Source organism: Shinella lacus (assembly GCF_010994755.1).
Taxonomy (GTDB): domain Bacteria; phylum Pseudomonadota; class Alphaproteobacteria; order Rhizobiales; family Rhizobiaceae; genus Shinella; species Shinella lacus.
In genome coordinates this window covers 113,259-138,874 of the sequence record NZ_WHSB02000008.1, presented here as the reverse complement: position 1 = coordinate 138,874, position 25,616 = coordinate 113,259, and the positions used below count along the sequence as shown (strand labels likewise).

The following is a 25,616-nucleotide window of genomic DNA, read 5'->3' as shown; positions in this document are numbered from 1 at the left end:
CCGGTCGCGCCGATCCGAAAAATTCAGGAGCGGCTGTCGCGGCGGAAGCGGGCCGGGGTGCCGCCGGTGACGGCGGAGAAGATCTTGGTCAGGTGGCTCTGGTCGGCAAAGCCGCAGCTGATGGCGATCTCGGCGATCGGCAGGTCGGTCAGAAGCATGTCCTTGGCGCAGGCGACGCGGTATTCGGTGAGCCAGCGGGCCGGCGTGCGGCCGAAGCTCGCCTTGAAGGCCTTGATGAAATAGCTCTGCGACAGCTCGCAGCTTTCCGCCAGCTCCGCGATGGAAAAGCCGCCGTCGAGGCGGGCGGCGAGGAATTCCAGCGCGCGTTTCTCCTGCCACGGCGCCAGCGTGCCGCGGCGCTCGGCGGGGAAATAGACGCCGCCATAGGCCTGCGTCAGGTGGGTGAGGATGGCAAGCCCGACCTGTTCTAGGAACAGCCGGCTTGCCTGCTGCGGCCGCTCCAGCGCCGGCAGCAGCGCCTGGGCGAGGCCCAGCATTACCGGGTCGAGCGTGCCGGGCGGGCATTTGAAGCCCGTAAGCTCCGGCCGGCCGATCTCGGCGGCAAAGGCCCGCACATGCCAGAACGGGATCTGGAAGCGCACATTGTCGAAGGGCGAGAGGTGGTGGCAGCGCCATTCCTCGCGCAGGTCGGTGATCGCAAGCGCGCCCTTCGGATGGCCGCCCTCGAAGACCAGAGCTGCGCCGCGCCACAACCGGTGCAGGCGGAAATCGGCAAGCTGCGTGATGATGTTGAAGGCTTCCTCGCGCGGGTTCGGCGGGCTCGTCACGAGGTCGTCGCGGTCGGAGCTGAGGCGCGTCACGGTCATCGGCGAGACATGCAGGATCGCCCGGCGCGGGAGTGCCGCCGCCTTGGCGGGATCTGCAAAAAACGCTTCGTTCACCGCGGCCTCCCTCCCGTCAATTCAGGTGCTTGCGGTCCCAGACGGCGGATTTCTCGCCGTACTGGTGCAGCAGATGGGCGCAGATAGCGACCGCGACATGGCGCAGCAGCGCGGGCGGCGAGGGCTCCGCGCGACTGCCGAGCAGCGCCAGCAGCGCCGTGCCGAGATTGCCGAGCACGGAATCCGGTTCGCCGCGCCGGCAGACCAGCCGGCGGCTCGCCATACCCGGCGACAGCGCCGCCGCCTCGTCGAACAGCGCCTTGGGCAAAACGAAGGCGAGCGCGCGCAGCCGGCTGGCGAGGCGGATGCGCGCGCCGTCCGCGAGGTCGACCAGGCAGATCGAGCCGCGCTCGTAGTGGCGCACCGGCGTCGCCGATCCGTCGGCGCGGATATCGGCGTGCGCCGCATCCTCCAGATAGAGCATGAGGAAATAGGCGTCGGCCGCGGGGAGGGGCACGTCGTTTTCCCCGCCCGGCTCGAATTCCTTGCAGATGCTGGTGACGGAAAAGCCGGCGGCCCGGATCGGCACCGTGGTGAGGCTGGGGGCTTCCGGCGTGCCGAAATAGAGGCCCACGCATGTCAGGTCTTTGTGGGCCGGGTCTTTGTCGGGAAGCGTCAACGGCAATCTCTCAACCACGTCTGCGGATGGTTTTGACCTTAGTCGACGCCGCCCGACCGTGCAACGCAATCGGCACTATTGCGAAAACGTCAACAATATATGCAATATTATGGATCTTCTGGTGAAGGCCGAGGGAGGTTATCTCTTGCTCAACGAATGAACCGAGAGCGAGGACAAATCCATGCTTACCCAGATCAAAGGCCTGCACCACGTCACCTCGATGGCGGCCGACGCGCAGGAAAACAACGATTTTTTCACCAAGACGCTCGGCCTGCGCCGCGTCAAGAAGACCGTCAACTTCGATGCCCCCGACGTCTACCATCTCTATTACGGCGACGAGACCGGCTCGGCCGGCACGGTCATGACCTATTTCCCCTTCCCGCACATCGCCAAGGGCAACCGTGGCGCCGGTGAAGTCTCCGAGACGGTGTTTTCCGTGCCGAAGGGCTCGCTCGGCTACTGGAAGGAGCGCTTTTCCGGCACCGGCCTGACCGGTCTTGCGGAAGACGAAGCCTTCGGCGAGAAGCGCCTGCGCTTCTTCGGCCCCGATGGCGACGGCTTCGCGCTGACCGAGGTCGATGGCGACAAGCGCAAGCCCTTCGTGGGCGGCACGGTTCCGGCCGATGACGGCGTGCACGGTTTCCACGGCGTGACCATGCGGCTGCGCGATGGCGGCGCCACCGGCGAACTCTTGAAATATATGGGCTATGAGGAAATCGACCGCCGCGGCGCGCTGACCCGCTATGCCGTCAAGGACGGCAACGGCGCCGATGTCATCGATCTCGAAGTGCTGCCCGGCGCGCCGTCCGCCCGCCAGGGTGCCGGCTCCGTGCACCACGTCGCCTTCGCGGTGGAAAACCGCGCGGCACAGGAGGAGGTGCGCAAGGCGCTGATGGATACCGGCTACCACGTCACCCCGGTGATCGACCGCGACTATTTCTGGGCCATCTACTTCCGCACGCCGGGTGGCGTGCTGTTCGAAGTGGCGACCAACGAGCCGGGCTTCAACCGCGACGAAGACACCGCCCATCTCGGCCAGGCGCTGAAGCTGCCGCGCCAGCACGACCATCTGCGCGCGCAGATCGAAGAGATCCTGCCGCCGATCGTCGACTGATTTGCGATCCCGCCGCCGGCGCCACCCAGCCGGCGGCCTCCTCATTGTTTCAGGGAGACCCACATGTCCCGTGACGCCTACCATCATTTCGCCAGGACGCCGGAAGCCGGCGCGCCGCTGGTCTTCACCTTCCACGGCACCGGCGGCGACGAACACCAGTTCACCGGCCTCGTGCAGCAGATCCTGCCCGCCGCCGGCATCGTCTCGCCGCGCGGCGACGTTTCCGAACATGGCGCAAACCGCTTCTTCCGCCGCACCGGGGAAGGGGTCTACGACATGGCGGACCTCGCACTGCGCACGAAGAAGATGGCGGACTTCATCCGCGCGCATAAGACGGAAAACCCCGGGACGCCGATCTACGGCCTCGGTTATTCCAACGGCGCAAACATCCTCGCCGCGGTGCTTTTCGAGGCGCCGGACCTGTTCGACCGGGCGGTGCTGATGCATCCGCTGATCCCCTGGACGCCGGCGCCGAACGCAGCGCTTGCCGGGCGAAAGATCCTGATCACCGCCGGCAGGCGCGATCCGATCTGCCCGCTGCCCCTGACGGAGAAGCTCGCCGCCTATCTGGAAGGCGAGGGCGCTTCGGTCGATCTCGCGCTGCACGATGGCGGCCACGAGGTGCGCCAGCCGGAAATCGACGCCATTGCTGCCTTCCTTGCCGATCAGGGATAAGGTGGACGAAAGCGGCCGGCTCCCGCCCCGGAGCCGGCCTTCAAGACAATCCAACGAGGAGAAAAAACCATGAGCTGGATGCCCGGTATTGAACCGCAATGTCCCGAGGCCGGCACGGTCGACGACATCGAGATGCTGATCGTGCCCCGCGCCCGCGATCTCGGCGGCTTCGAGGTGCGCCGCGCGCTGCCGGCGCCGGAGCGCCAGATGGTCGGCCCCTTCATCTTCTTCGACCAGATGGGACCGGCCGAATTCCTGCACGATGGCGGCATCGACGTGCGCCCGCATCCCCATATCGGCCTTGCCACCGTCACCTATCTCTACCAGGGCGAGTTCCAGCACCGCGACAGCCTCGGCACCAACCAGATGATCTATCCGGGCGAGGTGAACTGGATGGTCGCCGGGAACGGCGTCACCCATTCCGAGCGCACCAGCCCCGAGACCCGCGCAAAACGCCATTCGCTGTTCGGCATCCAGACCTGGGTCGCGCTGCCGGAAGCCGACGAGGACAAGCCCGCAAGCTTCGAACACCAGGGCGCCGACGCCCTGCCGTTCCTGACCGGCGAGGGCAAGGAAGTGCGTCTCATCCTCGGCAATGCCTGGGGCGAGCGCGCGCCTGTGAAAACCTTCTCCGAAATGTTCTATGCCGATGCCGTGCTGGAAGCCGGCGCCAAGCTGCCGCTGCCCGACAACCACGAGGACCGCGGCCTCTACGTCACGCAGGGCTCCGTGCTGATCGCCGGCCAGGAATTTCTCGCCGGCCGGATGATGGTGTTTCGCCCCGGCGATCCCATCACCGTCACGGCAGGCGAGGCGGGTGCCCGCCTGATGCTGCTCGGCGGCGAAACGATGAACGGCCCGCGCTACATCGCCTGGAACTTCGTCGCCTCCTCGAAGGAGAAGCTGGAAGCCGCGCGGGAAGCCTGGAGCAAGGGCGATTTCGAACACGGCCGCTTCCGCCTGCCGCCGGACGACAAGGCCGAGTTCATCCCCTTCCCGGAGACCCTGCCCACCGGCCACTGAAACCGTTTGGCGGCCGAGATTACGGGTCGAGTTCCGGATAATGGCGGAAGATGTCTTCCTCGTTCGGCGCGAGCCGTCGGTCGCTTTTCAGATAGGCGGCGATGGGGGGATGTTTCGCCACGGCGGCCGAGACGGCGGCTATCTTCGGATAGTCGCCGTAAAGCCGCTCCATCAACCGCGGGAAGGCATAGGAAAGCCCGCTCATCACCTGGAAAAGCGAGAGATCGGCATAAGTCAGCCGATCGCCGACGAGGTGGTCGGGGCCGGCGGGGTTGCGCTCCAGGATGGTCTCGAACCAATCGAGGAATTTTGGCACGCGCTCGTTACGGAATTCCTCCGCCCGGCGCAGCGCCTCCGGCTTCTGGTCCTCGTAATATTGCCCGGCGCCGATCGGGTGGTGCACGTCGTGCCCCTCCACGACGAAATCGGCGATGGTGAGCTGGATCTGGTGCGTCCACAGCCGCAGCCGCTCGTCCTTCGGCGCGAGCTCCAGCCGGTCGCCGAGATAGAGCAGGATCGCCGCCACTTGGCCGACGACCACCGCCCCATCCTTCAGGAACGGCGGCGCGAAGGAGGGTGTCTCGATCCCCTTTCCAAAAGCAGAGAGCACCCGGTCGCCATCCTCGCGCGCGACATCGCGATAGGGCGCGCCCGCCGCCTCCAGCGCCAGCCGCACATATTCCCCGCGGCCCTGAATGCCGCTCCAATAGTAGAGTTCATAGGTCATGCCGGCCAAATGCTATCAGCCCCGCCCGGGTTCCGCAAAAGGCGAGGGCATGGCCTTGAAGCCATTGCCGGCGCCGGTCATGATGCCCCCATGGCGCAATCATCCGGCACCTTTGAGGTCGAAGAGGTCTTCACCGAACAGCACGACCTGTTGGTCCTCTCGCTCGGCTTCATCTCGCCCGAAAACCCGCTCGACATCCTGCATTTCGCCTGTGGCCGCACCCGCAGCGGCCAAATCCCGCCCCTGATCGAGGACCTCCTTTATATCGCGCGCACCGACCAGGATCTCGCCTGCGACAGCCGCGATCTCATCGCGCTCGCTGCCACACCCGAAGGCATCGCGCTCCACCTCACCGAAGCCGGCGCCGAGGCCCTCCGGCTCCCACAACAAACCCTCTTCCGCTTCGACCGGCATCCCCACCTGCTGCCCCAGGCCGCTGCACTCCTCACCGCCATGTCCGCCGCCGGCCAGGAGCAGGTGGCGCCTTGAAAGGCGCAAACGCGGACAGCCCATTCGCTAAAGTCACATAGGACTTGTTATGGAACTTATCGGGCCTGTCGCCCTTACATTTCCTTTGGCTTGACTCCCGTGGCTGCACAGATGACAAAAGCCCTTGTTCAGTTGGAGTTTACGATGGCAGACGAACCAAATCTCGATGCGAGCACTCAAGCGGTTGAGGCCACCCCGGCCGCAGTCCCTGCCGAGACAAAGAAGCGTCGGCCTCCGGCAAAGCGCAAGGAAGCGGCAGCTCCGGTCGTGACGCCTGCTGTCTCGCCCTCCAAGTCGCGCCGGCACTCCGAAAGCGAGAAGGCAGAAAAGCTCGCTCAAATCGAGCGCCGCCTGAGCGAGGGATCGACGTTGAAGGCGGCTGCCGCAGACGCCGGCATTTCGGACCAGACTTTTTACCAGTGGAAGCGGGCTGTGCCGACGGCGGACGCGAAACCTGCCGCAACCGCATCCCAGGACGATGGCCTCGCGGACCTGCTGGCGCTCGAAGCGGAAAACATCCGCCTTCGTGGCCTGCTGGCCGAAAAACTGCGCACCGAAAACAGCGAGTTGCGCAAGAAGCTCGGCCTGGCCTGAACCCCATTCCTTCGATCGATTGTATCGTAGCCGCAACTAATGTATGCGACGCCGAGCCTCGTTACCTGCGAGGCAAAACTTTGAGCCAAAGGTCTACCCGCGCATGAAATCGCAGCGCAGCTTTGTCGTCGTGAAAAAGAACAGCCGCCGGCAGTCAAAAGCCCAGGCATCGTCTATCTGGGGTGACACGGACTTCAAGGCCCTTGCCCGCGAGGCCGAGATCGAGGCACCGGGTGTTTTCTTGGAGCAGCCGATCGCGGCAGAACCGCCGGCTGCTGAACCGGCCTTGGTCGAAGAGGTCGCGGAAGCACCTGCACCCATCGAGGCGCCTGAGATCATCCCGACGCCCGAGCCCGTCGAAGCGGCTCTGCCAAAGGTCGCAAAGCGGCAGCCGGCCCGCAAGCGTAGCGTAGCGAAACCCTCAAGCGCGACGCCGACGGCGACATCCGCGGTGGAACCGGTGGTAGCGGCTGTCCCGACCTATGACGCTTTGATCGAGCTTGAAGACGCCAATCGGACGCTCAGGGCAGAATTGCGCAAACGGCTCGAAGCGGAGCGCAAGCAGCTTGTCGAGATGCTCGAACGGGTGGGCATCCGCCAGACTGCCGCGTGATCACGAAACGCCAAATCGCTCCAGCATCTTCTTGAGCTGAGCATTCTGTAAAACTAGCACATCCGCCAGCTGGCGCCTCAGCCGCTGGATATCCGCATCCACATTTTCCACCTCGGTCTGGAAGTGGTCCTGCGTGCTTGGGGCACTTGTTGCCTGGTTGTCGGGCGCGTCTACCGTATCGATCGAAGCCTTCTTCGCCCGGCCAACCCGCTTCCTGCGCGTTGCAACCTCTTTAACGGCCTCGTGCCGTTTCGGCGCCGTGCGTGCCTTGGAACGAGCGCGGGCAGACCGCTCAGGTGCCCTCGCCTCGTCCTCGGCCGGTTTACGGATCGGGGAAACATCCTCGGCGGGCGGCTCAGGCGGCACCTCTGTTACGGGAAGCGTGTCTTCCTGCGCCGGCTCGGCGCGCGCCTGTGCTTCGGCATGCTCCGCATCCTGGCCATTGTCCGCGCCTGCCGGCCGGCCCCGCGAGATCAGGTTCCCGATAAACTTCCATGGTGATTTCATCGTGCTTCAACCTCGAGCATTCGCGTCACGACGGACATGACGCGCCAATCCGACTCGGGACGTGAGCCTCAGCGCATTTTCGCTACCGACGATGTCATGGCTAGGGCCGATCGTGTCTGACGGCCCGAATGTGCCCGCCGATCAGGCGAGACCAAGCTTCTTTCGCAGGTCGGCGTTTTCTGCGCGAAGCTTTTCAGCCAAGATCTTGCGAAGCCGCTTGTTCTCTTCTTCCAGCTGAAGAAGCTCGGCCATCTCGTCACCGGCCGAAGCAGGCGCGCTGACGGCAACGGCAGCCTGCTTTTTCGCGGCGGCATTGCTGCGCTGGCGCTTGGCGGCAACGGGCTCGGCCGCGGGCGCCACCTCGGCGCCATTGCCGGTGCGCTTCTTGCGGGCATCGGAGACCTTTGCCGGCTGGGAGGGCGACGATTTTGCCTTGGCTTCCGCGGCCATCTTCTTCACTCTCGGGGCGCGCTGCTTCTTGACCGCCGGCGGGGTCACGCCGGCAATCGCCGCTGCAACGTCGGAATTGGTGCCTGGGGTCTGCTCGTCAGCCATCGTTCGCCTCCCATGATCGCTAAAGTAATGTTTCGGGCGCGTTGCAGAGGGAGTCAATATCCAGGGCGTCATTAACCCGCTTCGCCGGAACATATCACGCTTCAGCGCCAATCAATCCGCGGTTGCCCATGGCCCACCAGTTGGCGTATCGAAAGAAACGATTTGGGGAGAGTGCAGCGCGTGGGCGAAGACTGGGGACATTTCGATGAGGAACTGGAGCGCGCGCGCGTCGCCTGGCTCTATTTCATCGGCGGGCAGACCCAGCAGGAAATCGCCCAGCGCATGAACATCACGCGGCTGAAGGTCAACAAAATCATCGGCCAGGTGCGGGAATCCGGCAGCGTGCAGGTCAATGTCAGCCTGCCTTTGACAGACTGTATCGAGCTTGCCGAAAAGGTCTCCGCCCGCTACGGCCTGGTCGATGCGCTGGTGGTGCCGGATCTCGACGATTATCTGGAGCAGAAGCGCGTCATCGGCGAGGCGGCCGGTTCGCTGGCGAGCGAACTGATCGAGGGGCGCGACATGGGCGTCGGCATCGGCTCCGGGCGCACGCTGAGCTTTGCCGTGCGCAGCCTGCGCGCCCGGCCGAAATCCGAAAGCTGGGTCGTGGGGCTCACCGGCGGGGTCACCAGCGGCTCGGCCACCAACACGTTCGAGGTCGCGACGGCCTTTGCCCGCGCGCTCGGCGTCGAATGTCACTACCTGACGGCGCCGATCTACTGCGCCAATCCCGAAAGCCGCAATGCGCTGCTGCTCAACGACGAATTGACGGACGTGCTGGCGCGCACCGAGATTGCCGATATCGGCATCGTCTCCTGCGGGGCCTTGGCGCAGGATACGTCGCTGACCCAGATCCGTGTGGTGAAAGACAATCTCGATACGGTGCTGAAGCGCGGCGCCGTCGGCGAGTTCATGGGGTGGTTTCTCGATGCGCGCGGCCAGGCGATCGATCATTTCCTCAACGACTCGATCATCGCGCTGCCGCCGGACAAGCTGAAGCTCAAGCCGATTTCCGTGCTGGTGTCCGGCGGTATCCGCAAGATTCCGATCATCCGGGCGATCCTGCGCGCCGGTTATGTCAACCGGCTCGTCACCAATGAGGGTGTCGCGCGGGCCTTGCTGCAAGGCCCGCGTTGACTGTCCTGGATCAGGCGAGCGCCTTCTGGAGCGCGTCCGCCATGGCGCGTAGCGTCACATAGGTCGAGGCCGCACCGGGGTCGATATGGCCGACGGAGCGTTCGCCGAGTTTCGCCGAGCGGCCGCGCCGGGATTCGAGCGCTGCCGTCGCCTTCATGCCGGCCTCGCCGCCATCGCGCGCGGCAACCAGCACGTCCAGCGTGGAACCGCCATCCTTGGCAACACGAAAGCCCGCCTCGACCGCCGGCACCCAGGCGTCGATCATCGTCTTGTCGCCCTGTTCGGCGCGGCCGCGGTCGCGAATGCCCTGGCAGGCGGCACTCAGCCATTCGGCCATGCCCGCGCCGTCGAGGTTGAGGCGGTGGCTGACGGCCGTGCCGGCGCGCAGGAACGCGGTGGCGTAGAGCGGGCCGGAGGAGGCGCCGACGGCATCGAGGAAGGCCTTGGCCATGCGCTTGCAGATGCCTTCGATCGTCTCGTCGTCCTGCGTATCTTCCAGCGCGCGCTGCACGGCCTTCCAGCCGATTTCCATCGTCACGCCATGGTCGCCGTCGCCGATCACGCCGTCGAGTTCGGAAAGCCAGTTCTTCTCTGCGATGATCTCGTCGCCGACGGCATGCATCATCGTCTTGAAGATCGCCGGCGTGACGTCGCCCTCGGTCAGCAGCTCGCGGGGCTTTTCCTGCAGGGCGGCGCCGCTTTCGGCAAGCTTCACCGCCTTGCGGCTGCGGATCGCGATGTCGTCGGTCTTCTCGAAGGCGCCGACGACGAGGGCCGGCGTGCGGCAGGGATGGTCGAGCAGCGCCTGCAATGTATCGTCCAGCTTCATCAGCGTCACCGAGGCGCCGGCCATTTCCAGCGACGTGGCATATTCGCCGACCCAGGAGGCGTGGATCTCGATGCCAAGGGCATCGAGCCGCTGCTTGACGCGGCGGAAGATGAGGTAGAGCTCGATCTGCGACGTGGCACCGAGGCCGTTGACGAGAACGGCGACGCGCTCGCCCGCCTTGAGGTCAAGCTCTTTCAGAACCGCCTCCACGAGTTCGTCGCTCACCTCGTCCACCGGCGCGAGTTTCTGGCGACGGATGCCGGGCTCGCCATGCAGGCCCATGCCGATTTCCATCTCATCGTCGCCGATGGTGAAATTCGGCTTGCCGGTCTGCGGCAGCGAGCAGGGGCTGAGCGCCACGCCCATCGAGCGGGTCGCGTCATTGGCGGCCTGCGCCAGCGCCTCGACGCGCGCCAGCGGCTCGCCGAGATCGGCGGCGGCACCGGCCACCTTGAAGACGAAGAAATCGCCGGCAATGCCGCGGCGCTCGGATTTGCGCTCGATCGGGGCGGAGGCGACATCGTCGGCGACCGCGACATGGCGCACGGCGATGCCGGCCTGTTCCAGCTCCTCGGCCGCCATAGTGAAGTTCAGCACGTCGCCCGTATAGTTGCCGTAGAGCATGACGACGCCGACGCCGCCGTCGACGGCGCGCGCCGCCTCGACGATGTGCGACGGCGAGGGAGACGCGAAGATGTTGCCGACGGCGGCGGCATCGGCAAGGCCGCGCCCGACATAGCCGGCAAAGGCCGGCTCATGGCCCGAGCCGCCGCCCACGACGATGCCCACCTTGCCATCGCGCGGGCCATCGACGGCGACGACCGCCCGCCCCGTCGCACCCTCGACGCGCAACATGTCCGGATGCGCGCCGACCATGCCTTCGATCATCTCCGCGATGATGTTTTCCGGCGCGTTGATCAGCTTCTTCGTTTTGACTTCCTGGTTCATTCTGCTTTCTTTCGTCAGATCGATGCGGCCGTCGGCTTCAAGCGTCACGGCGGAGATAGCGGCGGGAAACGGCGTCGAAGGAAATGGCGAGCACGACGATCGCACCCGAGACGATGCCCTGCCAATAGGGCGAGACGCCGAAGAGCACGATGATGTTCTCGATGATGGCGATGATGCCCGCTCCGAAGATCGCCCCGATCGGGCTGCCGATGCCGCCGGTGGTGGCGACGCCGCCGATGACGGAGGCGGCGATCGGCGCCAGGACCCAGGTCTCGCCGATCGATGGCTGGGCAGTGCCGAGGCGCGCGACCATCAGCACGCCCGCAAGGGCGGCAATGGCCCCGGCGGCGGTGAAGACGAGAAGGCGCACCTTGTCGACCTTGATGCCGAGCATGCGGGCGCCGGCCTGGTTGTTGCCGATCGCATACATGTAGCGGCCGAAGGGCGTCTTCAGCATGACGAAGGTCGCGACAGCCAAAGCCACGAGCATGATGATGAAGGGCACGGGAACGCCGAGAAGGTCGCCGCGGCCGAGATAGTGCACGTCCTTTGGAATGCCGGTGATCGCGACGCCGCGGGTCAGCACCAGATTGGCGCCGCCGAAAATGCCGGCCGTGCCGATGGTGAGCACCAGCGAATGCAGCCGCAGCACCGTCACCAGCAGGCCGTTGATGAGGCCGAGGCAGGCGCCGAGAAGGATCGCCAGCAGCATCGCCGAATAGGGCTCGAAGCCGAGCCGCACCATGAGGATGCCGGAGATGACGCCGCAGAGCCCGCCGACCACGCCGAGCGACAGGTCGAGTTCGCCCAGCACCATCAGCATGGATTGCGCAATGGTGATCAGGCCGACGAAGGCGAGCCCGCGCGCGATGACCGACAGATTGTAGGGCGTGAGGAAATAGGGCGAGATCAGCGCGGAGAGCGTGAAGATCACGGCGAGCGCGACGAAGACGCCGGCAAGCGGGCTGCGCGACAGGATCGCCCAGGGCCTGGCCTGTATGGGCCTGGTTTGCGTGGAACTAGTTTGCATGGGCTTTCGCCTCCGTGCCGAAGATGGCGCCTACGAGGGTTTCGTTGCTGGTGTTGGTGGTGTCGAACTCGCCGGTGATGCGGCCGTGATGCATGGTCACGATGCGGCTTGCGCATTTCTTGAGTTCGTCGAGTTCGGATGAGACGAGGATGACGCCGACGCCCTCCTCCGCCAGACCCTTCATGATCCTGTAAATCTCGGTCTTGGTGCGGATATCGATGCCCTTGGTAGGCTCGTCGAAGATCAGCACGCGCGGCCGCGTCGCCATCGCCCGGCCGATGATGGCCTTCTGCTGGTTGCCGCCGGAAAGCTGCGAGATGCGCTTGCCCATGCCTGATGTGCGGATGCCGTAGTCGTCGATGATCTTCTGCACCGCCTCGCGCTCGCGCCCGCCGCTGATGCCGAAGGCACCTTTCGTCAGCGAGAGGATGGAGATGCCGATGTTTTCGCGCAGCGACAGCAGTGGGAAGATGCCGTGGTGCTTGCGCTCTTCCGAGAGGTACAGCATGCCGCCGTCGACCGAGGCGGATGTGTCGTTGAGCGTCCACGGCTTGCCGTCGACCGTCACGCTGCCGGCCTTGGCCTTCAGGAAGCCGAAGATGGTCTGCATGACCTCCGAACGGCCGGCGCCGACAAGCCCGGCAAAGCCGAGGATCTCGCCGCGCCGCAATTCGAAATCGACATCGTGGAAGCGTGCGCCGGAAAGGCCGCGCACCTGCATGATCGTGTCGGTGACCGGCCCTTTCGGGCGGAAATGTTCGTCGAAGGAAAGGTCCCGGCCGGACATGGCGCGGATCAGGTCCGCCTCGGCAATGTCGGCGATCCGGCCGCTTTCGATCTTCTCGCCGTTGCGCAGCACCGTGTAGTCGTCGCCGATGGCGAAGACCTCGTCCATCTTGTGGCTGATGAAGACGATGGCGTGGTCGCGATCGAGCAGGCCGCGGATGACCTTGAAGACGCGGTCCACCTCGACGCGCGTTAGCGACGACGTCGGCTCGTCGAGGATAAGCACCTTCATGGCGGCATTGGTGCAGGCGCGGGCGATCTGCAAGAGCTGCTGGTCGGAGACGGAAATGTTGGCGACCAGGTCGCGCGGATCGGCCTCGATGCCGAAGCGTTCCAGATAGGTCCTGGCTTCCTCGACGAGCGCATTGCGATTGACCAAGAGGCCGCCATGCCCCGTCCTGTCGAACGGCATGAAGAGGTTTTCCGCAACGCTCATCTGCGGGAAGAGATTGAGCTCCTGCGGCACATAGGCGACGTTCTTGTAGAGGCTCGCATCCTCTGCCGGATCGCGGCCATCGATCAGCACCTGGCCGCGGGACGGCCGGTCTGTGCCGGTCAGGATCTTCACGAGGGTGGATTTGCCCGCACCGTTCTCGCCGGCGAGAATGTGCGTGCGGCCGAGTTCGATCGTCAGATCGACCCCGTCGAGGGCGGTCACGCCGGGAAAGTCCCGGCCAAGGCCGCGGGTTTCGAGATAAGCCATGGGGCACCTGCGTACAGGAATGAGATGGAAAAGGCGCGGAGGGAGTGCCCCGCGCCTCGCGTCAGTCCGGTCGTGCCGGATCAGCCGCCCACATTTTCCTTGGTAAGGAAGGCGTTGCCGGTGTCGAGGTAACCCGGCACCTTGGCGCCCGTCGCCTGCGCCCAGAGCAGCATGACCGACCAGTAGCCCTGGAGTTCCGGCTGCGAGGCGGACGAGCTGTCGGCCACGCCGTCGCGGATCATGTCGAGCATTTCCGGCAGGTTGTCGAGACCGACGAGCGTGACCTGGCCCTGCTTGCCGGCTTCGACGATCGCCTGGCCGATGCCGATCGGGCCGGCGGCGTCGGATGCGACCCAGCCCTTGAGGTTCGGGTTCGCCTGCATGATGGCGGCCGCCTGCTGCTGCGCCGTCTCGATGCTGTCATTGTCGATGCCTTCGGCAACGACCTTGATGCCCGGATGTTCTGCGAAGACCTGACGGTGGCATTCGGCGCGGATCGAGTGGTTCGGCGCGGTCGGCACGCCCTGCATGATGGCGACTTCGCCTTCACCGCCGAGAACCTCGACAAGGCGGCGGGCCGCGATCTTGGCCTGCTCGCAGAAATCGGAGCCGATATAGGGGATGGCCATGCCTTCCGGCGGGATCGAATCGAAGATCACCAGCGGGATCTTCTGGTTCTGCGCTTCTTCGAGCGAAGCGCGGTTGCCGGACGGATCGAGCAGGTCGAGCGCCAGGCCATCGGGCTGGGTCGCAAGCGCGCTGTCGATGATCTGGTTCTGCTGCACGACGTCAGCGGACTGCGGCGCCGAGTAGATGACCTCGACGTTGGAACCGGTCTGCGCCTTGATCGCGGCCGCGGCGGCCTGCGCGCCCTCGTTCACCTTGTCGAACCACGGATGAACGACCTTCGGCACGACGACGAAGCGGTAGCTGTCCTTCTTGGTCGTTCCCTCGGCGTCCTGGGCCGAAACGGAAAGCGGCAGGGCAAGCGCGGCGGCGCATGCCAGGAGCGTGGCAAGTTTCTTCATGATGACCTCCCTTGGAGCAGGCGAAAATCCCTCCCGCCTGAATGATGGAACAGGGGCTTTGCATGGGGGCTCTCTCCCAAAACCCAAAGCCCACGGCGAATTTGATACAGATGTATTTTTATTTTTACAACAGTAAAATGACGAGCGTGATTGTCTGACGCAAAGCCCCGGCGCGCTGCTCGTCAAATCGCAGGATGCAAATACCGGGGACGCATCGTTGAATGCGGATGTCGCACTGCACATATCTGGGCGGGCTGAGCCATCGAAAGACAACGACCGCATGACACCGAAGACCGCATTGCTTTTGGTCAATCCGAATTCGCGCCGTGGCAGAGAAAGCCTTCCTCAAGTCCGTGACCTGCTGAGCCGTGCGCAGATCGACTATGTCGAACTGCCGCCGACGGCGGATGTCTCGGCGGCGGATGCCATTCGCGAACACGCCGCGCGCGTCGATATGGCGATCGTCGGGGGCGGCGATGGCAGCCTCAATGGTGCGGCGCCGGGATTGCTCGATACCGGGCTGCCGCTCGGCGTGCTGCCGCTTGGCACGGCCAATGATTTTGCGAAGACGGTGGGCATACCGCTGGACCTGCCGTCCGCCATCGGCGTCATCGCGAAGGGAAACACCACGAAGGTGGATCTCGGCCAGGCCAACCAGCACCCGTTCTTCAACGTCGCCAGCATCGGCTTCAGCGCCGATCTCGCCATGTCGCTCACCGAGAAGGCGAAGAAGCGCTGGGGCAAGCTGGGTTATGGCCTGGTGGCCGCCCGCCTGCTGGCGAGCTCCCGCCTGTTTACCGCGACGCTCGAACATGACGGCCAGGCGGAGGAGCTTAAAACCCTGCAGGTCTCCGTCGGCAACGGGCGCTTCTACGGCGGCGGCATGACCGTGCATGCCGACGCGACGGCGACCGACGGCATGCTCGATTTCTACAGCCTGGAGGTCGATCACTGGTGGCGGCTATTGCGCCTGCTGCCGAGCCTCAGGAACGGCACGCAGGGCGAATGGGACGATGTGCGCGCCTTCTCGACGAAGGCGCTGACCATTCGCACGAGCAAGCCGCGCGCCGTCAACCTGGACGGCGAATTGAAGACCACGACGCCCGTCACCTTCGCGATCCTCGAAAAGGCCGTCTCCGTCTTCGTGCCCTGACGCCCCTGAACTGGTCGTGGAAATAGACCACTCGGCGTCACCGTCCTTGCGCATTTTTTCCACAAGGGAGGTGACAGATGGCAACAGATGGCTTAACTGGTCTATAAAGCAGTCCAGTCAGAGCAAACCATGCCGCGCCTCTCGCCCCTCAACGAGACGATCCACAAGCAGACCGCCAAGGAGATGATCCGCGACAAGATCATCTCCATGATCGCGTCGGGAATCCTGCAACTGGACGACGAGCTTCCGAGCGAGCGCGAGCTTTCCACCATGCTGGCCGTCAGCCGGGAGACCGTTCGCGGCGCGATCCAGCTTCTTGCCGGCGAAGGCGTCGTGCAGGTCTCGCAGGGCGCGCGTACGCGCGTCTGCCGCGTCGACGTGACGGTGCGCACGCAGCGCATCGGGGTCACCGATCCCACCTCCATCAACGGCTACAGCCTGGAGGCCGTGCATGCGGCGCGGCTGCTCGTCGAGACCGCGGTGGCGGCGGATGCCGCGCGCCATCTCAGCGCGGACGATATCCGCCGCCTCGAGGATTCGATCGCCGCGCAGGAGCAGGCCCTCGACGACCCGGTCCGCTTCCTGATCTGCGACCGCGAATTCCACCTGACGATCTACTATGCCTCGACCAACCGGCTGCTCGCCGATTTCGTGGTCGATCTCTACACCTACATGCTCGACCATCGGCGCATCGCGATGGGCGAGCCCGGTGCGATCGAGAAGAGCCTGGAAGACCACCGTTTCATCGTGCGGGCGCTGAAGATGCGCAATCCGGAGGCCGTGGCGGCGGCTTTTTCCGAGCATATCCTGCGCATTCGCGACACATCGCGCGCCGTCGACGAGCGCGGCCTCACAAACTAGGGAGTTGGCCTATGCATATCCTGATAATCGGCGCGGCGGGCATGGTCGGGCGCAAGCTGGTGAACGCGCTGCTGCGGACCGGCACGGTGGCCGGCAGGCCGATACGCCGCCTCACCCTTGCCGATATCGTGGCGCCGGAAACGCCCGATTTCGACGGAGAGGTCGAGGCCGTCGCGACCGATCTCGCGCATGACGGTGCGGCGGCCGCCCTTATCGCCTCCCGGCCGGATATCATATTCCACCTGGCCGCCATCGTGTCCGGCGAGGCCGAGGCGGATTTCGAGAAGGGCTACCGCGTCAATCTCGGCGGCACCCATGCACTGTTCGAAGCCATCCGCCGCGCCGGCCTCGAAAGGCCCTACAGGCCGCGAGTCGTGTTCACCTCCTCGATTGCGGTGTTCGGGGAGCCGCTGCCGGCGGTGATCGGCGATACGCAATGCCTCACCCCGCTCACGAGCTACGGCACCCAGAAGGCGATCGACGAGCTTCTGCTGGCGGACTATTCCCGGAAGGGCTTCTTCGACGGCATCGGCATTCGCCTGCCGACCATCTCGATCCGGCCGGGCAAGCCCAACAAGGCGGCATCGGGCTTCTTCTCGTCCATCCTGCGCGAGCCGCTGGTCGGGGAGCCGGCTATCCTGCCCGTCAGCGAGACGGTGCGCCACTGGTTCGCCAGCCCGCGCGCCGCCGTCGGCTTCCTGCTGCATGCGGCCGAACTCGATACCGGATCGCTCGGCCAGTTGCGCACCATCACCATGCCGGGCCTTTGCGCCACCGTCGGCGACCAGATCGAGGCGCTTCGCCGCGTTGCGGGCGATGGCGCCACGAAGCTCATCCGCCGCGAACCGGACGAGACGATCGCCGGCATCATCGCCGGCTGGCCGAAGAGCTTTGACGCAAGCCGCGCCAAAACCCTCGGCTTCCGAGCCGAGACGTCCTTCGAGGAGATCATCCGCGTCCATATCGAGGACGAACTGGAAAACCGGGCTCCGGAGCGCGCCTGACATGCTGCTGGGTGCCATTGCAGACGATTTCACCGGCGCGAGCGACCTGGCCAACACGCTGGCAAAGGGCGGCATGTCGACCGTGCAGTTTTCCGGCATCGGCCATGAGGCGGCGGATGACGACGCCTCCGTCGCAAGGCTCCTCGCAGGCATCTGCAAGCTCGACCTTCCGCCGGAGGCCTGGCCTCAGCGCGCGCCCGCGGACGATGAGGCCAGTTCGATCCAGTAGCTGACGCCGGCCGGAATGACGTCGTCGTTGAAATCGTATTTCGGGTGGTGGAGGCCGGCGGTCTTGCCCTGGCCGAGGAAGATGTAGGCGCCGGGGCGCTTTTGCAGCATGAAGGCGAAGTCCTCGCTGCCCATCATCGGCGCCACGTCGCGATCGACATTCTGGGCGCCCGCCACCGCGGCGGCGGCGGCAAAGGCGATGTCGACATTGGCGTCCGCATTCACGGTCACCGGGTAGTCGCGCAGATAGTGCAGCCGCGCGGTGGCCCCGAAGGTCCTGGCCGTCAGGTCCACCACCTCGCCGAGCCGCTGCTCCATCAGGTCCTGCACCGCCCCGTTCAGCGTGCGCACCGTGCCCTTCAGCAGCGCGACGTTCGGGATCACATTGTCCGTGAAGCCCGCATTGAAGGCGCCGAAGGAGAGGACGGCGCTGTTCAGCGGATCGACATTGCGCGCGACGATCGAGTGGGCGGCGCTGACGATCTGCGCGCCCACGAGAATGGGATCGATGCAATCGTGCGGGCGGGCGGCATGGCCGCCGCGGCCGTCGATCTCGATGCGGAAGCGGTCGGCTGCGGCCATGATGGGGCCGGTGCGCATGCCGAACGTGCCGGCGGCAAGGCCCGGCATGTTGTGCATGCCGTAGACCTGGGTGATGGCGAAGCGTTCCAGCAGGCCGTCCTTCACCATCTCGTTGGCGCCGCCGCCACCCTCCTCGGCCGGTTGGAAGATCACCGCGACGCTTCCGGCAAAGCGCCGTGTCGCGGCGAGGTATTTCACGGCACCGAGCAGCATCGCGGTATGCCCGTCATGGCCGCAGGCATGCATCAGGCCGGCGGTCTGCGAGGCATAGCTGCAGCCGGTCTCCTCCATGATCGGCAGCGCGTCCATGTCGGCCCGAAGGCCGATCACGGGTCCGCCGGCGCCGGCCGAGCCATGGATGAGACCGACGACACCCGTGCGCCCGATGCCGGTCACCACCGCGTCGCAGCCGAATTCGGCAAGCTTCTCGGCGACGATTCCGGCTGTGCGGTGCACCTCGAACTGCAATTCCGGATGCTTATGGAAATCATGCCGCCACGCCACGATTTCCTCGAGCATCGGGGCGATGTCCTTGTTGAGCGGCATGGGCGTAATCTCCGGATTTGCTGACTGCGGTCAGAAGCTGATCGTCTTGTGCTCGATGTAATGGTTGATGCCCTCGGCGCCGAACTCGCGGCCGATGCCGCTCTGCTTGAAGCCGCCGAAGGGCGCCATCAGGTCGGCCGCCGCGCCGTTGATCGACAGGCCGCCGGTGCGCACTTTTCGCGCGATGTCGAGCGCTGCCGGCACGTCGCGGGTCCAGACGGAGCCGGCGAGGCCGTATTCGGAATCGCCGGCGATCTCCACCGCCTCGTCGATATCCCGGTAGCGGATGACGCTGACGACAGGGCCGAAGATTTCCTCGCGCGCGATCCGCATGGTGTTCGTCACGCCGGTGAAGACGGTCGGCCGGATGAAGGAGCCGTGGTTGATGCCATCGGGCATGCCGTGGCCGCCGATCGCAATCGAAGCGCCCTCCTCCATGCCGAGCGCGATATAGTCGTCCACCCGCTTGCGCTGGCGCTCGGAGACGAGCGGGCCGATGAAGGTCTCCTCCTCCGACGGATTGCCGACGACCATTTTCGAGACCTCGCCCACCAGCGCATCGACGAACTGGTCATGCTGGCCTTCGGACACAAGGATGCGCGTCTGGGCGACGCAGACCTGGCCGTTGTTGGGGAAGGAGCGGTAGCGCAGGGCGCTGACGGTGCTGTCGATATCGGCATCCGGCAGCACGATCGCCGCCGACTTGCCGCCGAGTTCCAGGCTGAAGCGCGCGAGCCGGTCGCTGGCGATGTGGGCGATGCGCTTGCCGACGGCGCTCGACCCGGTGAAGCCGATCTTGTCGACGCCCGGATGGCTGACGAGATGTTCGCTGACCTCGCGGTCCGCCACGAGGATGCTGACCACGCCCTCCGGCACGCCGGCTTCGGCAAAGAGTTCGCCGAGGAACTGGCCGCTGAGCGCGGTTTCCGGCGCGAGCTTCAGGATGACCGTGCAGCCCGCAAGCAGCGCCGGATAGAGCTTGACGAGCGCCACCTGGTGCGGCGCGTTCCACGGAATGACGGCGGCGACGACGCCGACCGGCGCGCGCATCCAGAGGGTTTTCGCTTCGGGAAAACCATCCCGCGTCGCTTCCCAGGGATATTCTTCCGCCGCCTTGAAATAGGCGAGGCTCTGGTCGCGGATCAGCGTCTGGATCGCCCGCGTGTACCAGAGCGGCGCGCCCATCTCGCGCGAGACGAACTGCGCGAACTCCTCCGCCCTCGCCTCGTAGAGATCGAAGAAGCGGCGCAGCACCGCGATGCGCTCGGCGGGCGTCAGGCGGGGCCAGGCGCCCTTGTCGAAGGCGTCGCGGGCCGTGGCCACCGCAAGGTCCACATCCGCCCGCGAGGCCAGCGGCGCCGAGCCGACGAGCGCGCCGTCATAGGGCGAGCGGACCTCGATGCGCTCGGCGCCCAGTGGTTCCTGTCGACGGCCGCCAATGAAGTTTCCAGTGAAATGTACCATGTCGCGCTCAGCCTGTTCGAAGTTATAGGAAGGGTGTCCCGCCCACGCGCAGGCGCGGGCAAGGTGGAGAATTTCGGTGTCCGGACCGGTGGCCGGACTGTGGTGGGGTCAGATTGTCAGGGTTCTATAAGGTCTGAGGCCCTCTCACCGATCATGATCGATGTGGCATTGGTGTTGCCCGCAATGTGGCGCGGGAAGATCGAGGCATCGGCGACCCAGAGGTTCTCGGCGCCGCGGACCTTCAGGTCCGGCGTCAGCACCGCGCGCGCGTCGATGCCCATGCGGCAGGTGCCCACCGGATGCAGGAAGGGCACGGTCGATTTGCGGATATAGGCCTCGTCGGCCGCGGCCCCCGCGCTCGGGTCCGGCACGTCGATCAGCTTCATCACCTGCGAACCGAAGGGCGCCGTCGAGGCGATCTTGCGCACCCAGGCGAGGCCGCGCTTGACGCCGTCGAAATCGTCCGGATGGTCGAGCAGGCGCGGATAGATGGCGACCGGCGCCAGCGGGTCCTTCGAGCGAAGCTCCAGATGGCCCATGCTCTTGGGGTGGTTGATGTTGACGAGGATGGTGGTGAGCTTGCGGTTCGGAACCGTGTAGCGGCCCTTCTTCTTCACCCAGCCGAAGGGGAAGAGGTGGAATTGCAGGTCCGGCTCCTCGAAGGACGGATCGGATTTCAGGAAGGCGAGCACCTGCGCGGTCGGCACGCTCATGAAGCCCTTGCGCCGGAACACCCATTCGGCGAGCGTCTTCACGCCGTTGATCGGCGTCGCCAGGCTGTTGGCCGTCGTCACATTCATCTCGGCCAGCACGTAGAGGCCGGGATGTTCCATGAGGTTGCGCCCGACATCCGGGCTCTCGACGATCGGCTCGATGCCGTGGCGCTTCAATTGCGCCGGATCGCCGATGCCGGACAGCATCAGGATCTGCGGCGAGTTGATGGAGCCGGCCGACAGCACGACGCCCTTGCGCGCCTTGAAGGTGACGCGCGTGCCGTCCTTGATCGCCCTGATGCCGACGGCGCGGCGGCCTTCGAAGAGGATGGTCTCGACGATCGTGCCGTCGACGAAGGTGAGGTCCGGATTGCCGAGCTTCGGCTTGATGAAGGCCTCCCAGGCCGAGTGCCGCTTGCCCTCGCGCGTCGAACCCTGGTTCCAGGCGACGCCTTCATGGGAGGCGCCGTTGAGGTCTGGGTTGAGCGGCACGCCGGCATTGACGAAACTGTCGAGGAACGCCTCGGAGACCGGATGTTTCCAGCGCAGGGCCGAGACGCGCTGGGGGCCGAGGCCGCCGCGCAGCGCATTGTCCTTGTCGTTATCGGCGGTCTCCATCTTGCGGAAATAGGGCAGCACCGAGTTCCAGCCCCAGCCCTTGTTGCCCATGGCTTCCCAGGCGTCGTAGTCCTTCGCCGCGCCGCGAATGAAGATCATGCCGTTGATGGCGGACGAGCCGCCGGGCACGCGGCCGCGCGGCCATTTTTCCACGAGGTTGTCGCGGGTCGGGTCCGGCTCGGTCTGGAAATCCCAGTCGTAGCGCTTGTTGCCGATCGTGTGCACGAGCGCTGCTGGAATATGGGTGAGGTTCAGCCGTTCCTTCTTGCCGGCCTCCACCAGCAGCACGGAATTCTTCTTTTCAAGAAGCCGGGCGGTCAGCGGGCAACCGGCGCTGCCCGATCCCACCACGATATAATCAAATTCTTTCAAGGCACTCATTTGCTGTAGACCTCTGGATTATCCGTCACGCCGCTTCGACGATTTTCGCAAGGTGACAGGCGGCGAAGGCTTCCCCGGCCCGCGGTGTCAGCACCGGATCGATGGTTGCGCATTTCTCGATCGCGAAGGGACAGCGCGTCCGGAAGCTGCATCCCGGCGGGATGTTGATCGGGTTCGGCGGCTCGCCTTCGAGAAGGTATTTTTCCGGGTCGTAGGGACGCGCCTCGATCGACGGCACGGCGCTGAGAAGTGCCCGCGTATAGGGATGGCCGGGGTTGAAGAAGGTCGTCTGGTTGTCGGAAAGCTCGACGACGCGGCCGAGATACATCACCGCGACGCGGTTGCAGACCCGCCGCACCATGCCGAGATCGTGCGAAATGTAGAGGAGCGTGATGCCGCGCTCGCGCTGCAATTTCTCGAAGAGCGCCAGAAGCTTCGTCTGCTCCACCTGGTCGAGCGCCGACAGCGTCTCGTCGAGGATCAGCAGTTCCGGATCGAGCACCATGGCACGCGCGATGTTCACGCGCTGGCGCTGGCCGGCGCTGAGGCCCACCGGCAGCTTGTCGTGGAGATCGAGCGACAGGCCGATTTCCTGCATGACCTGCTCGACCTTCGGGCGGATGGCGCTGCCCGCCATGCCGTGGATCCTCAAAGGTTCGGCGATCGTGCGGCCGATGGTGAAATGCGGCGGGATGGCGTTGAACGGGTCCTGCAGCAAAAGCTGGAAGCGCTTGCGCAGGTCGAGCTGGCCCCTGGCATTGAGGCGGGCGATATCCTTGCCCTTGAACAGGATCTGCCCGGTATTGGGCAGTTCGAGCAGGCTGAGCAGCCGCGAGAGCGAGGACTTGCCGCAGCCGGATTCGCCGACGATGCCGAGGCTGTCGCCCTTGTGCACATCGAAGGACACGCCGCGCACGGCATGCACATGCTGCTTGCCGAACAGTTTTGTCGGGTCCTTGGTGCTGTAGACGCGGCTGATATCGCGCACGGACAGCACCACCTCGCTGTCGGAAATCTTGTCGGCGATCGAGGCGCCGGTGTTGCGCGTGTCGGCCTCCCAGATTTTCGGCAGGTCCGAGATGAGGTTCGCCGTATAGGGATGTTTTGGCGCGCTGAGCAGGTCCTCGAAAGGCTGGTGTTCGACCACCTGGCCCGCGGACAGGACCAGCACCTCGTCGGCGATATCGTGCAAAGTGCCGAGCGAGGACGAGACGAAGAGGATCGCCGTGTTGAAATCGCGCTGGAGATCCTTCAGCAGGCGCAGGATCTGCGCCGCCACCGTGACGTCGAGCGGCTGGGTGATGTTGTCGGCCACCAGCAGGTCCGGCTGGGTGACGAGCGCATCGACGATCATCACGCGCTGCATCATGCCGCCGGAGAACTGGAAGGGGAATTCCTGGAAGCGCTGCGCTGCCGAGGGAATCCGCACCGCATCGAGCGTGCGCACGACCCGGCGCGCGGCGTCGGCCGTGCTGATGCCCGGCTCGACGGCTTTCAGCTTCTCCACGATCTGGTGGCCGATCGGGATGGTCGGGTCGAGCGCGCTGCCGGGATCGGAGCCGATATAGGCGATCTTGCGGCCGCGCAGCGCCTGCATCTGCCGCTGCGGCAGCGTGACGAGATCTTCGCCGCGATAGAGAATCTTGCCGCCGGTGATTTCCAGCGGCCTGGCGACCCAGTTGATCAGCGCGCGCGACAGCACGGTCTTGCCGGAGCCGCTTTCGCCGATGATGCCGAGCACGCGGTTTTCCTCGATGCTGAGGGAAACGTCCCGGAGCACCGGCCGCCTTGCGCCGGAGCCCAGAAGCAGATCGACGGAAAGGCCCTGGACATCCAGGATTTTCGAGGACGTGTTCATTCGACCCCCTGCAGAATCTTGTTGCGCGAACGTTCCAGTGCCCCACCCATGAAGTTGATGCCGCACAGCGAGAGGGCCAGCAGCAGGCCGGGCACGGTGGTGATCCACCAGGCGTTCATGAGGTATTTCGTGCCATCGGCGATGATCGTGCCGAAGGTGGGCGTCGGCGGCTGCACGCCGATGCCGATGAAGCCGAGCGCCGCCTCGAAGATCATCATCTTCGCCACATCCAGCACCGCGACGAAGGCGATCGGCGGCAGGATGTTCGGCGCGATGTGCACGAGCAGGATCCGGAGGTCGGACGCGCCGAGGATCTTGGCCGCCCGCACATATTCCCGTCGCCGCTCGGACAGCGTGACGCTGCGGGCGACGCGGGCATAGGCCGGCCAGCCGGCGAGGATGAAGACGAGGATGATCGTCAGCGGCGTCGGCCGCGTGACGCCGAGGATGGTGATCGCCAGGATGACCACGGGGATCGACATCTGCGCATCGGTGAGCCGCATCAGCACCAGGCCGACCCATCCGCCGACATAACCGGCGATCATGCCGATCGCCGAGCCGACGATGAACATGCCGATGACGCTGACGACGCCGATGAACAGCGCGTTGCGCAGGCCGATCAGCGAGCGCGAGAACAGGTCGCGCCCGAGCTGGTCCGTGCCGAAGAGGTAGGGCATGTTCGCGCCGTCGAGAAGCCCGGGTTCGAGGAACTTCTTGCTGACGTTGAACTGCGTCGGCGACAGGTTGAGGAGATAGGGGCCGATCACCGACAGGAGCAGCAGCCCGAGCACGATGGCGAAGCCGATCTTGAAATCGGCGGTGCGCCATGCCTTTGCGAAGAGGCTGGTGCCGGGGCCGCGCTTTCTTGCGACGGCCGTTCCGGCGGGATCGATATCCGTTCCGATAGCCATCAGTACTGCAGCCTTCTGTCAATGGTGGTGGCGGCGAAGTCGACGAGGATGTTGACGACGACGAGAACCACGCAGGCGAGGATGGAAATCGCCTGGATGATCGGGAAATCGCGCTGGAAGACCGCGTTGATCATCAAGAGGCCCACGCCCGGGAAGTTGAACACGTATTCGATGAGGAACAGGCTGCCGAGCAGCACGCCGACGGCCTGGATGCCGAGCGTGTTGAGAAGCGGGATCAGCGAATTGCGGAAAACGTGGAAGACGATCATGCGCGACCGTGACAGGCCGCGGATCTGGCCGACCGAGACATAGGCCTCCATCAGGTTGCCGCTGACCGACACCGCAATCGAGCGGATGAAGACCGGCGCCAGTTCCACCGCCAGCACGATCGCCGGCAATATGGCGTAGCTGAAACCCTTGTAGCCGATCGCCGGCAGCCAGCCTGCCTTCGCCGAGACGAGGAAGATCAGCACCAGCGCCAGCCAGATATTGGGGAGCGAGACGAAGATCGAGCTCAAATAGAGCGCGAAGCGATCCGGCCACTTGCCCGACCGCAGGCCCGCATAGATGCCGATCGGCACCGCCAGCGCGAGCGCAAAGACGAAGGCGAGGCCGGCGAGCAGCAGGCTGTAGGGCACTGCCGTCGCGATGAGCCCGATGACCGACGCCCGGTTGGCGGCATTGAACGTATCGGCGGCGCGGGTGCCGCCGGTGCTGGCACCCTGGGCGCTGCGCACGAACGAACGCCCAAAATCGCCTTGGGCAATTTGCCCGACATAACGGCCGAACTGCACGAGCACCGGGTCGCGCAGCCCCATTTCCTTGGCCGTCTGTTCTGCGACCGATGGCGACACCATCGGCCCCAGCATGATGCGCACGGGGTCTCCCGGCACCACCCTCAACAAGGTGAAGATGAGCAGTGCCACGAGGAGAACGATGATGAGACCCTGCGCTATTCTTCGCATGAAGAAATCGAGAGCAAAGAGCATGTAGGGTACCCCGCGATGCCGTTACAGTC

At 65.2% G+C, this 25,616-nt stretch carries 25 protein-coding genes and 1 pseudogene; 11 read left to right on the top strand and 15 right to left on the bottom strand.

The window, feature by feature from the left end:
- Positions 1-23: 23 nt before the first annotated feature.
- Positions 24-827 (bottom strand): helix-turn-helix domain-containing protein, encoded by an 804-nt coding sequence (locus GB927_RS21235; RefSeq protein WP_256119360.1) that lies wholly within the window; start codon positions 825-827, stop codon positions 24-26.
- Between the two features lie 91 nt (positions 828-918).
- Positions 919-1,521 carry a hypothetical protein gene (locus tag GB927_RS21230; RefSeq protein WP_256119208.1) on the bottom strand — a complete coding sequence of 201 codons (603 nt, stop codon included), beginning with the start codon at positions 1,519-1,521 and terminating at the stop codon, positions 919-921.
- Positions 1,522-1,702: 181 nt separating this feature from the next.
- On the opposite strand from GB927_RS21230, the gene GB927_RS21225 reads away from it, so the two are divergent.
- The 3 genes from GB927_RS21225 (at position 1,703) to GB927_RS21215 (ending at position 4,333) form a co-directional block, all read left to right on the top strand.
- Positions 1,703-2,635: a ring-cleaving dioxygenase gene (locus tag GB927_RS21225; protein ID WP_256119207.1), complete on the top strand. Its 933-nt coding sequence runs from the start codon at positions 1,703-1,705 to the stop codon at positions 2,633-2,635.
- A gap of 63 nt (positions 2,636-2,698) precedes the next feature.
- A complete protein-coding gene (locus GB927_RS21220; RefSeq protein WP_256119206.1) occupies positions 2,699-3,310 on the top strand; it encodes an alpha/beta hydrolase in 612 nt (203 codons plus the stop codon).
- 69 nt (positions 3,311-3,379) lie between these two features.
- A complete protein-coding gene (locus GB927_RS21215; RefSeq protein ID WP_256119205.1) occupies positions 3,380-4,333 on the top strand; it encodes a pirin family protein in 954 nt (317 codons plus the stop codon).
- Positions 4,334-4,352: 19 nt separating this feature from the next.
- Here GB927_RS21215 and GB927_RS21210 read toward each other — a convergent pair whose 3' ends face one another.
- Positions 4,353-5,060 (bottom strand): glutathione S-transferase, encoded by a 708-nt coding sequence (locus GB927_RS21210; protein ID WP_256119204.1) that lies wholly within the window; start codon positions 5,058-5,060, stop codon positions 4,353-4,355.
- Between the two features lie 90 nt (positions 5,061-5,150).
- On the opposite strand from GB927_RS21210, the gene GB927_RS21205 reads away from it, so the two are divergent.
- From GB927_RS21205 to GB927_RS21195, 3 genes are all read left to right on the top strand, one after another.
- The gene (locus tag GB927_RS21205) at positions 5,151-5,549 is read left to right on the top strand and encodes a hypothetical protein (RefSeq protein WP_256119203.1); all 399 of its coding nucleotides are present in this window, start codon (positions 5,151-5,153) and stop codon (positions 5,547-5,549) included.
- Between the two features lie 111 nt (positions 5,550-5,660).
- Complete coding sequence (locus tag GB927_RS21200) at positions 5,661-6,143, top strand: transposase (protein WP_256119202.1); 483 nt, start codon at positions 5,661-5,663, stop codon at positions 6,141-6,143.
- Positions 6,144-6,246: 103 nt separating this feature from the next.
- A complete protein-coding gene (locus tag GB927_RS21195) occupies positions 6,247-6,756 on the top strand; it encodes a hypothetical protein (RefSeq protein WP_256119201.1) in 510 nt (169 codons plus the stop codon).
- Here the strand turns inward: GB927_RS21195 and GB927_RS21190 are convergent, their stop codons facing one another.
- Both GB927_RS21190 and GB927_RS21185 read right to left on the bottom strand, forming a co-directional pair.
- Positions 6,757-7,263 carry a hypothetical protein gene (locus GB927_RS21190; protein ID WP_256119200.1) on the bottom strand — a complete coding sequence of 169 codons (507 nt, stop codon included), beginning with the start codon at positions 7,261-7,263 and terminating at the stop codon, positions 6,757-6,759.
- A gap of 141 nt (positions 7,264-7,404) precedes the next feature.
- Entirely contained in the window at positions 7,405-7,818 is a 414-nt protein-coding gene (locus GB927_RS21185; protein ID WP_256119199.1) for a SyrB-like regulator, read from the bottom strand.
- 180 nt (positions 7,819-7,998) lie between these two features.
- Between GB927_RS21185 and GB927_RS21180 the strand changes: the two genes are divergently transcribed.
- Positions 7,999-8,955, top strand: coding sequence for a sugar-binding transcriptional regulator (locus GB927_RS21180; protein ID WP_256119198.1), 957 nt, complete (start codon positions 7,999-8,001; stop codon positions 8,953-8,955).
- 10 nt (positions 8,956-8,965) lie between these two features.
- Here GB927_RS21180 and dhaL read toward each other — a convergent pair whose 3' ends face one another.
- From dhaL to GB927_RS21160, 4 genes are all read right to left on the bottom strand, one after another.
- Positions 8,966-10,732 (bottom strand): dihydroxyacetone kinase subunit DhaL, encoded by a 1,767-nt coding sequence (gene dhaL, locus GB927_RS21175; protein WP_256119197.1) that lies wholly within the window; start codon positions 10,730-10,732, stop codon positions 8,966-8,968.
- Between the two features lie 37 nt (positions 10,733-10,769).
- The gene (locus tag GB927_RS21170) at positions 10,770-11,762 is read right to left on the bottom strand and encodes an ABC transporter permease (RefSeq protein ID WP_050745895.1); all 993 of its coding nucleotides are present in this window, start codon (positions 11,760-11,762) and stop codon (positions 10,770-10,772) included.
- Positions 11,752-13,251 carry a sugar ABC transporter ATP-binding protein gene (locus GB927_RS21165; protein WP_256119196.1) on the bottom strand — a complete coding sequence of 500 codons (1,500 nt, stop codon included), beginning with the start codon at positions 13,249-13,251 and terminating at the stop codon, positions 11,752-11,754. The genes GB927_RS21170 and GB927_RS21165 overlap by 11 nt, the downstream gene beginning before the upstream one ends.
- An 80-nt stretch (positions 13,252-13,331) precedes the next feature.
- Positions 13,332-14,279, bottom strand: a complete 948-nt coding sequence (locus tag GB927_RS21160; protein WP_256119195.1) for a substrate-binding domain-containing protein — start codon at positions 14,277-14,279, stop codon at positions 13,332-13,334.
- Between the two features lie 280 nt (positions 14,280-14,559).
- Between GB927_RS21160 and GB927_RS21155 the strand changes: the two genes are divergently transcribed.
- From GB927_RS21155 to GB927_RS21140, 4 genes and pseudogenes are all read left to right on the top strand, one after another.
- Positions 14,560-15,432, top strand: a complete 873-nt coding sequence (locus GB927_RS21155; RefSeq protein WP_256119194.1) for a lipid kinase — start codon at positions 14,560-14,562, stop codon at positions 15,430-15,432.
- A gap of 129 nt (positions 15,433-15,561) precedes the next feature.
- Positions 15,562-16,293 (top strand): FadR/GntR family transcriptional regulator, encoded by a 732-nt coding sequence (locus GB927_RS21150; protein WP_256119193.1) that lies wholly within the window; start codon positions 15,562-15,564, stop codon positions 16,291-16,293.
- Positions 16,294-16,304: 11 nt separating this feature from the next.
- Positions 16,305-17,297 (top strand): D-erythronate dehydrogenase, encoded by a 993-nt coding sequence (denD, locus tag GB927_RS21145; protein ID WP_256119192.1) that lies wholly within the window; start codon positions 16,305-16,307, stop codon positions 17,295-17,297.
- A gap of 1 nt (position 17,298) precedes the next feature.
- A pseudogene (locus GB927_RS21140) lies at positions 17,299-17,439 on the top strand (four-carbon acid sugar kinase family protein); the annotation flags it as partial.
- Between the two features lie 44 nt (positions 17,440-17,483).
- Here GB927_RS21140 and GB927_RS21135 read toward each other — a convergent pair.
- From GB927_RS21135 to GB927_RS21110, 6 genes are all read right to left on the bottom strand, one after another.
- The gene (locus GB927_RS21135; protein ID WP_256119191.1) at positions 17,484-18,653 is read right to left on the bottom strand and encodes a M20 aminoacylase family protein; all 1,170 of its coding nucleotides are present in this window, start codon (positions 18,651-18,653) and stop codon (positions 17,484-17,486) included.
- Positions 18,654-18,683: 30 nt separating this feature from the next.
- Entirely contained in the window at positions 18,684-20,117 is a 1,434-nt protein-coding gene (locus GB927_RS21130; protein WP_256119190.1) for an aldehyde dehydrogenase, read from the bottom strand.
- 116 nt (positions 20,118-20,233) lie between these two features.
- Complete coding sequence (locus GB927_RS21125) at positions 20,234-21,820, bottom strand: GMC family oxidoreductase (RefSeq protein ID WP_256119189.1); 1,587 nt, start codon at positions 21,818-21,820, stop codon at positions 20,234-20,236.
- 34 nt (positions 21,821-21,854) lie between these two features.
- Entirely contained in the window at positions 21,855-23,687 is a 1,833-nt protein-coding gene (locus GB927_RS21120; protein WP_256119188.1) for a dipeptide ABC transporter ATP-binding protein, read from the bottom strand.
- A complete protein-coding gene (locus GB927_RS21115; protein WP_256119187.1) occupies positions 23,684-24,598 on the bottom strand; it encodes an ABC transporter permease in 915 nt (304 codons plus the stop codon). Before GB927_RS21115 ends, GB927_RS21120 begins: the two co-directional genes overlap by 4 nt.
- Positions 24,598-25,587, bottom strand: coding sequence for an ABC transporter permease (locus tag GB927_RS21110; RefSeq protein WP_130520143.1), 990 nt, complete (start codon positions 25,585-25,587; stop codon positions 24,598-24,600). Before GB927_RS21110 ends, GB927_RS21115 begins: the two co-directional genes overlap by 1 nt.
- Between the last annotated feature and the right edge of the window lie 29 nt (positions 25,588-25,616).

Coding starts and splice junctions, on each gene's coding strand:
- GB927_RS21235 (WP_256119360.1), bottom strand. CDS start 827: ATGACCGTGACGCGCCTCAGCTCCGACCGCGACGACCTCGTGACGAGC.
- GB927_RS21225 (WP_256119207.1), top strand. CDS start 1,703: ATGCTTACCCAGATCAAAGGCCTGCACCACGTCACCTCGATGGCGGCC.
- GB927_RS21220 (WP_256119206.1), top strand. CDS start 2,699: ATGTCCCGTGACGCCTACCATCATTTCGCCAGGACGCCGGAAGCCGGC.
- GB927_RS21215 (WP_256119205.1), top strand. CDS start 3,380: ATGAGCTGGATGCCCGGTATTGAACCGCAATGTCCCGAGGCCGGCACG.
- GB927_RS21210 (WP_256119204.1), bottom strand. CDS start 5,060: ATGACCTATGAACTCTACTATTGGAGCGGCATTCAGGGCCGCGGGGAA.
- GB927_RS21205 (WP_256119203.1), top strand. CDS start 5,151: ATGGCGCAATCATCCGGCACCTTTGAGGTCGAAGAGGTCTTCACCGAA.
- GB927_RS21200 (WP_256119202.1), top strand. CDS start 5,661: ATGACAAAAGCCCTTGTTCAGTTGGAGTTTACGATGGCAGACGAACCA.
- GB927_RS21195 (WP_256119201.1), top strand. CDS start 6,247: ATGAAATCGCAGCGCAGCTTTGTCGTCGTGAAAAAGAACAGCCGCCGG.
- GB927_RS21190 (WP_256119200.1), bottom strand. CDS start 7,263: ATGAAATCACCATGGAAGTTTATCGGGAACCTGATCTCGCGGGGCCGG.
- GB927_RS21185 (WP_256119199.1), bottom strand. CDS start 7,818: ATGGCTGACGAGCAGACCCCAGGCACCAATTCCGACGTTGCAGCGGCG.
- dhaL (WP_256119197.1), bottom strand. CDS start 10,732: ATGAACCAGGAAGTCAAAACGAAGAAGCTGATCAACGCGCCGGAAAAC.
- GB927_RS21170 (WP_050745895.1), bottom strand. CDS start 11,762: ATGCAAACTAGTTCCACGCAAACCAGGCCCATACAGGCCAGGCCCTGG.
- GB927_RS21165 (WP_256119196.1), bottom strand. CDS start 13,251: ATGGCTTATCTCGAAACCCGCGGCCTTGGCCGGGACTTTCCCGGCGTG.
- GB927_RS21160 (WP_256119195.1), bottom strand. CDS start 14,279: ATGAAGAAACTTGCCACGCTCCTGGCATGCGCCGCCGCGCTTGCCCTG.
- GB927_RS21155 (WP_256119194.1), top strand. CDS start 14,560: ATGACACCGAAGACCGCATTGCTTTTGGTCAATCCGAATTCGCGCCGT.
- GB927_RS21150 (WP_256119193.1), top strand. CDS start 15,562: ATGCCGCGCCTCTCGCCCCTCAACGAGACGATCCACAAGCAGACCGCC.
- denD (WP_256119192.1), top strand. CDS start 16,305: ATGCATATCCTGATAATCGGCGCGGCGGGCATGGTCGGGCGCAAGCTG.
- GB927_RS21135 (WP_256119191.1), bottom strand. CDS start 18,653: ATGCCGCTCAACAAGGACATCGCCCCGATGCTCGAGGAAATCGTGGCG.
- GB927_RS21130 (WP_256119190.1), bottom strand. CDS start 20,117: ATGGTACATTTCACTGGAAACTTCATTGGCGGCCGTCGACAGGAACCA.
- GB927_RS21120 (WP_256119188.1), bottom strand. CDS start 23,687: ATGAACACGTCCTCGAAAATCCTGGATGTCCAGGGCCTTTCCGTCGAT.
- GB927_RS21115 (WP_256119187.1), bottom strand. CDS start 24,598: ATGGCTATCGGAACGGATATCGATCCCGCCGGAACGGCCGTCGCAAGA.
- GB927_RS21110 (WP_130520143.1), bottom strand. CDS start 25,587: ATGCTCTTTGCTCTCGATTTCTTCATGCGAAGAATAGCGCAGGGTCTC.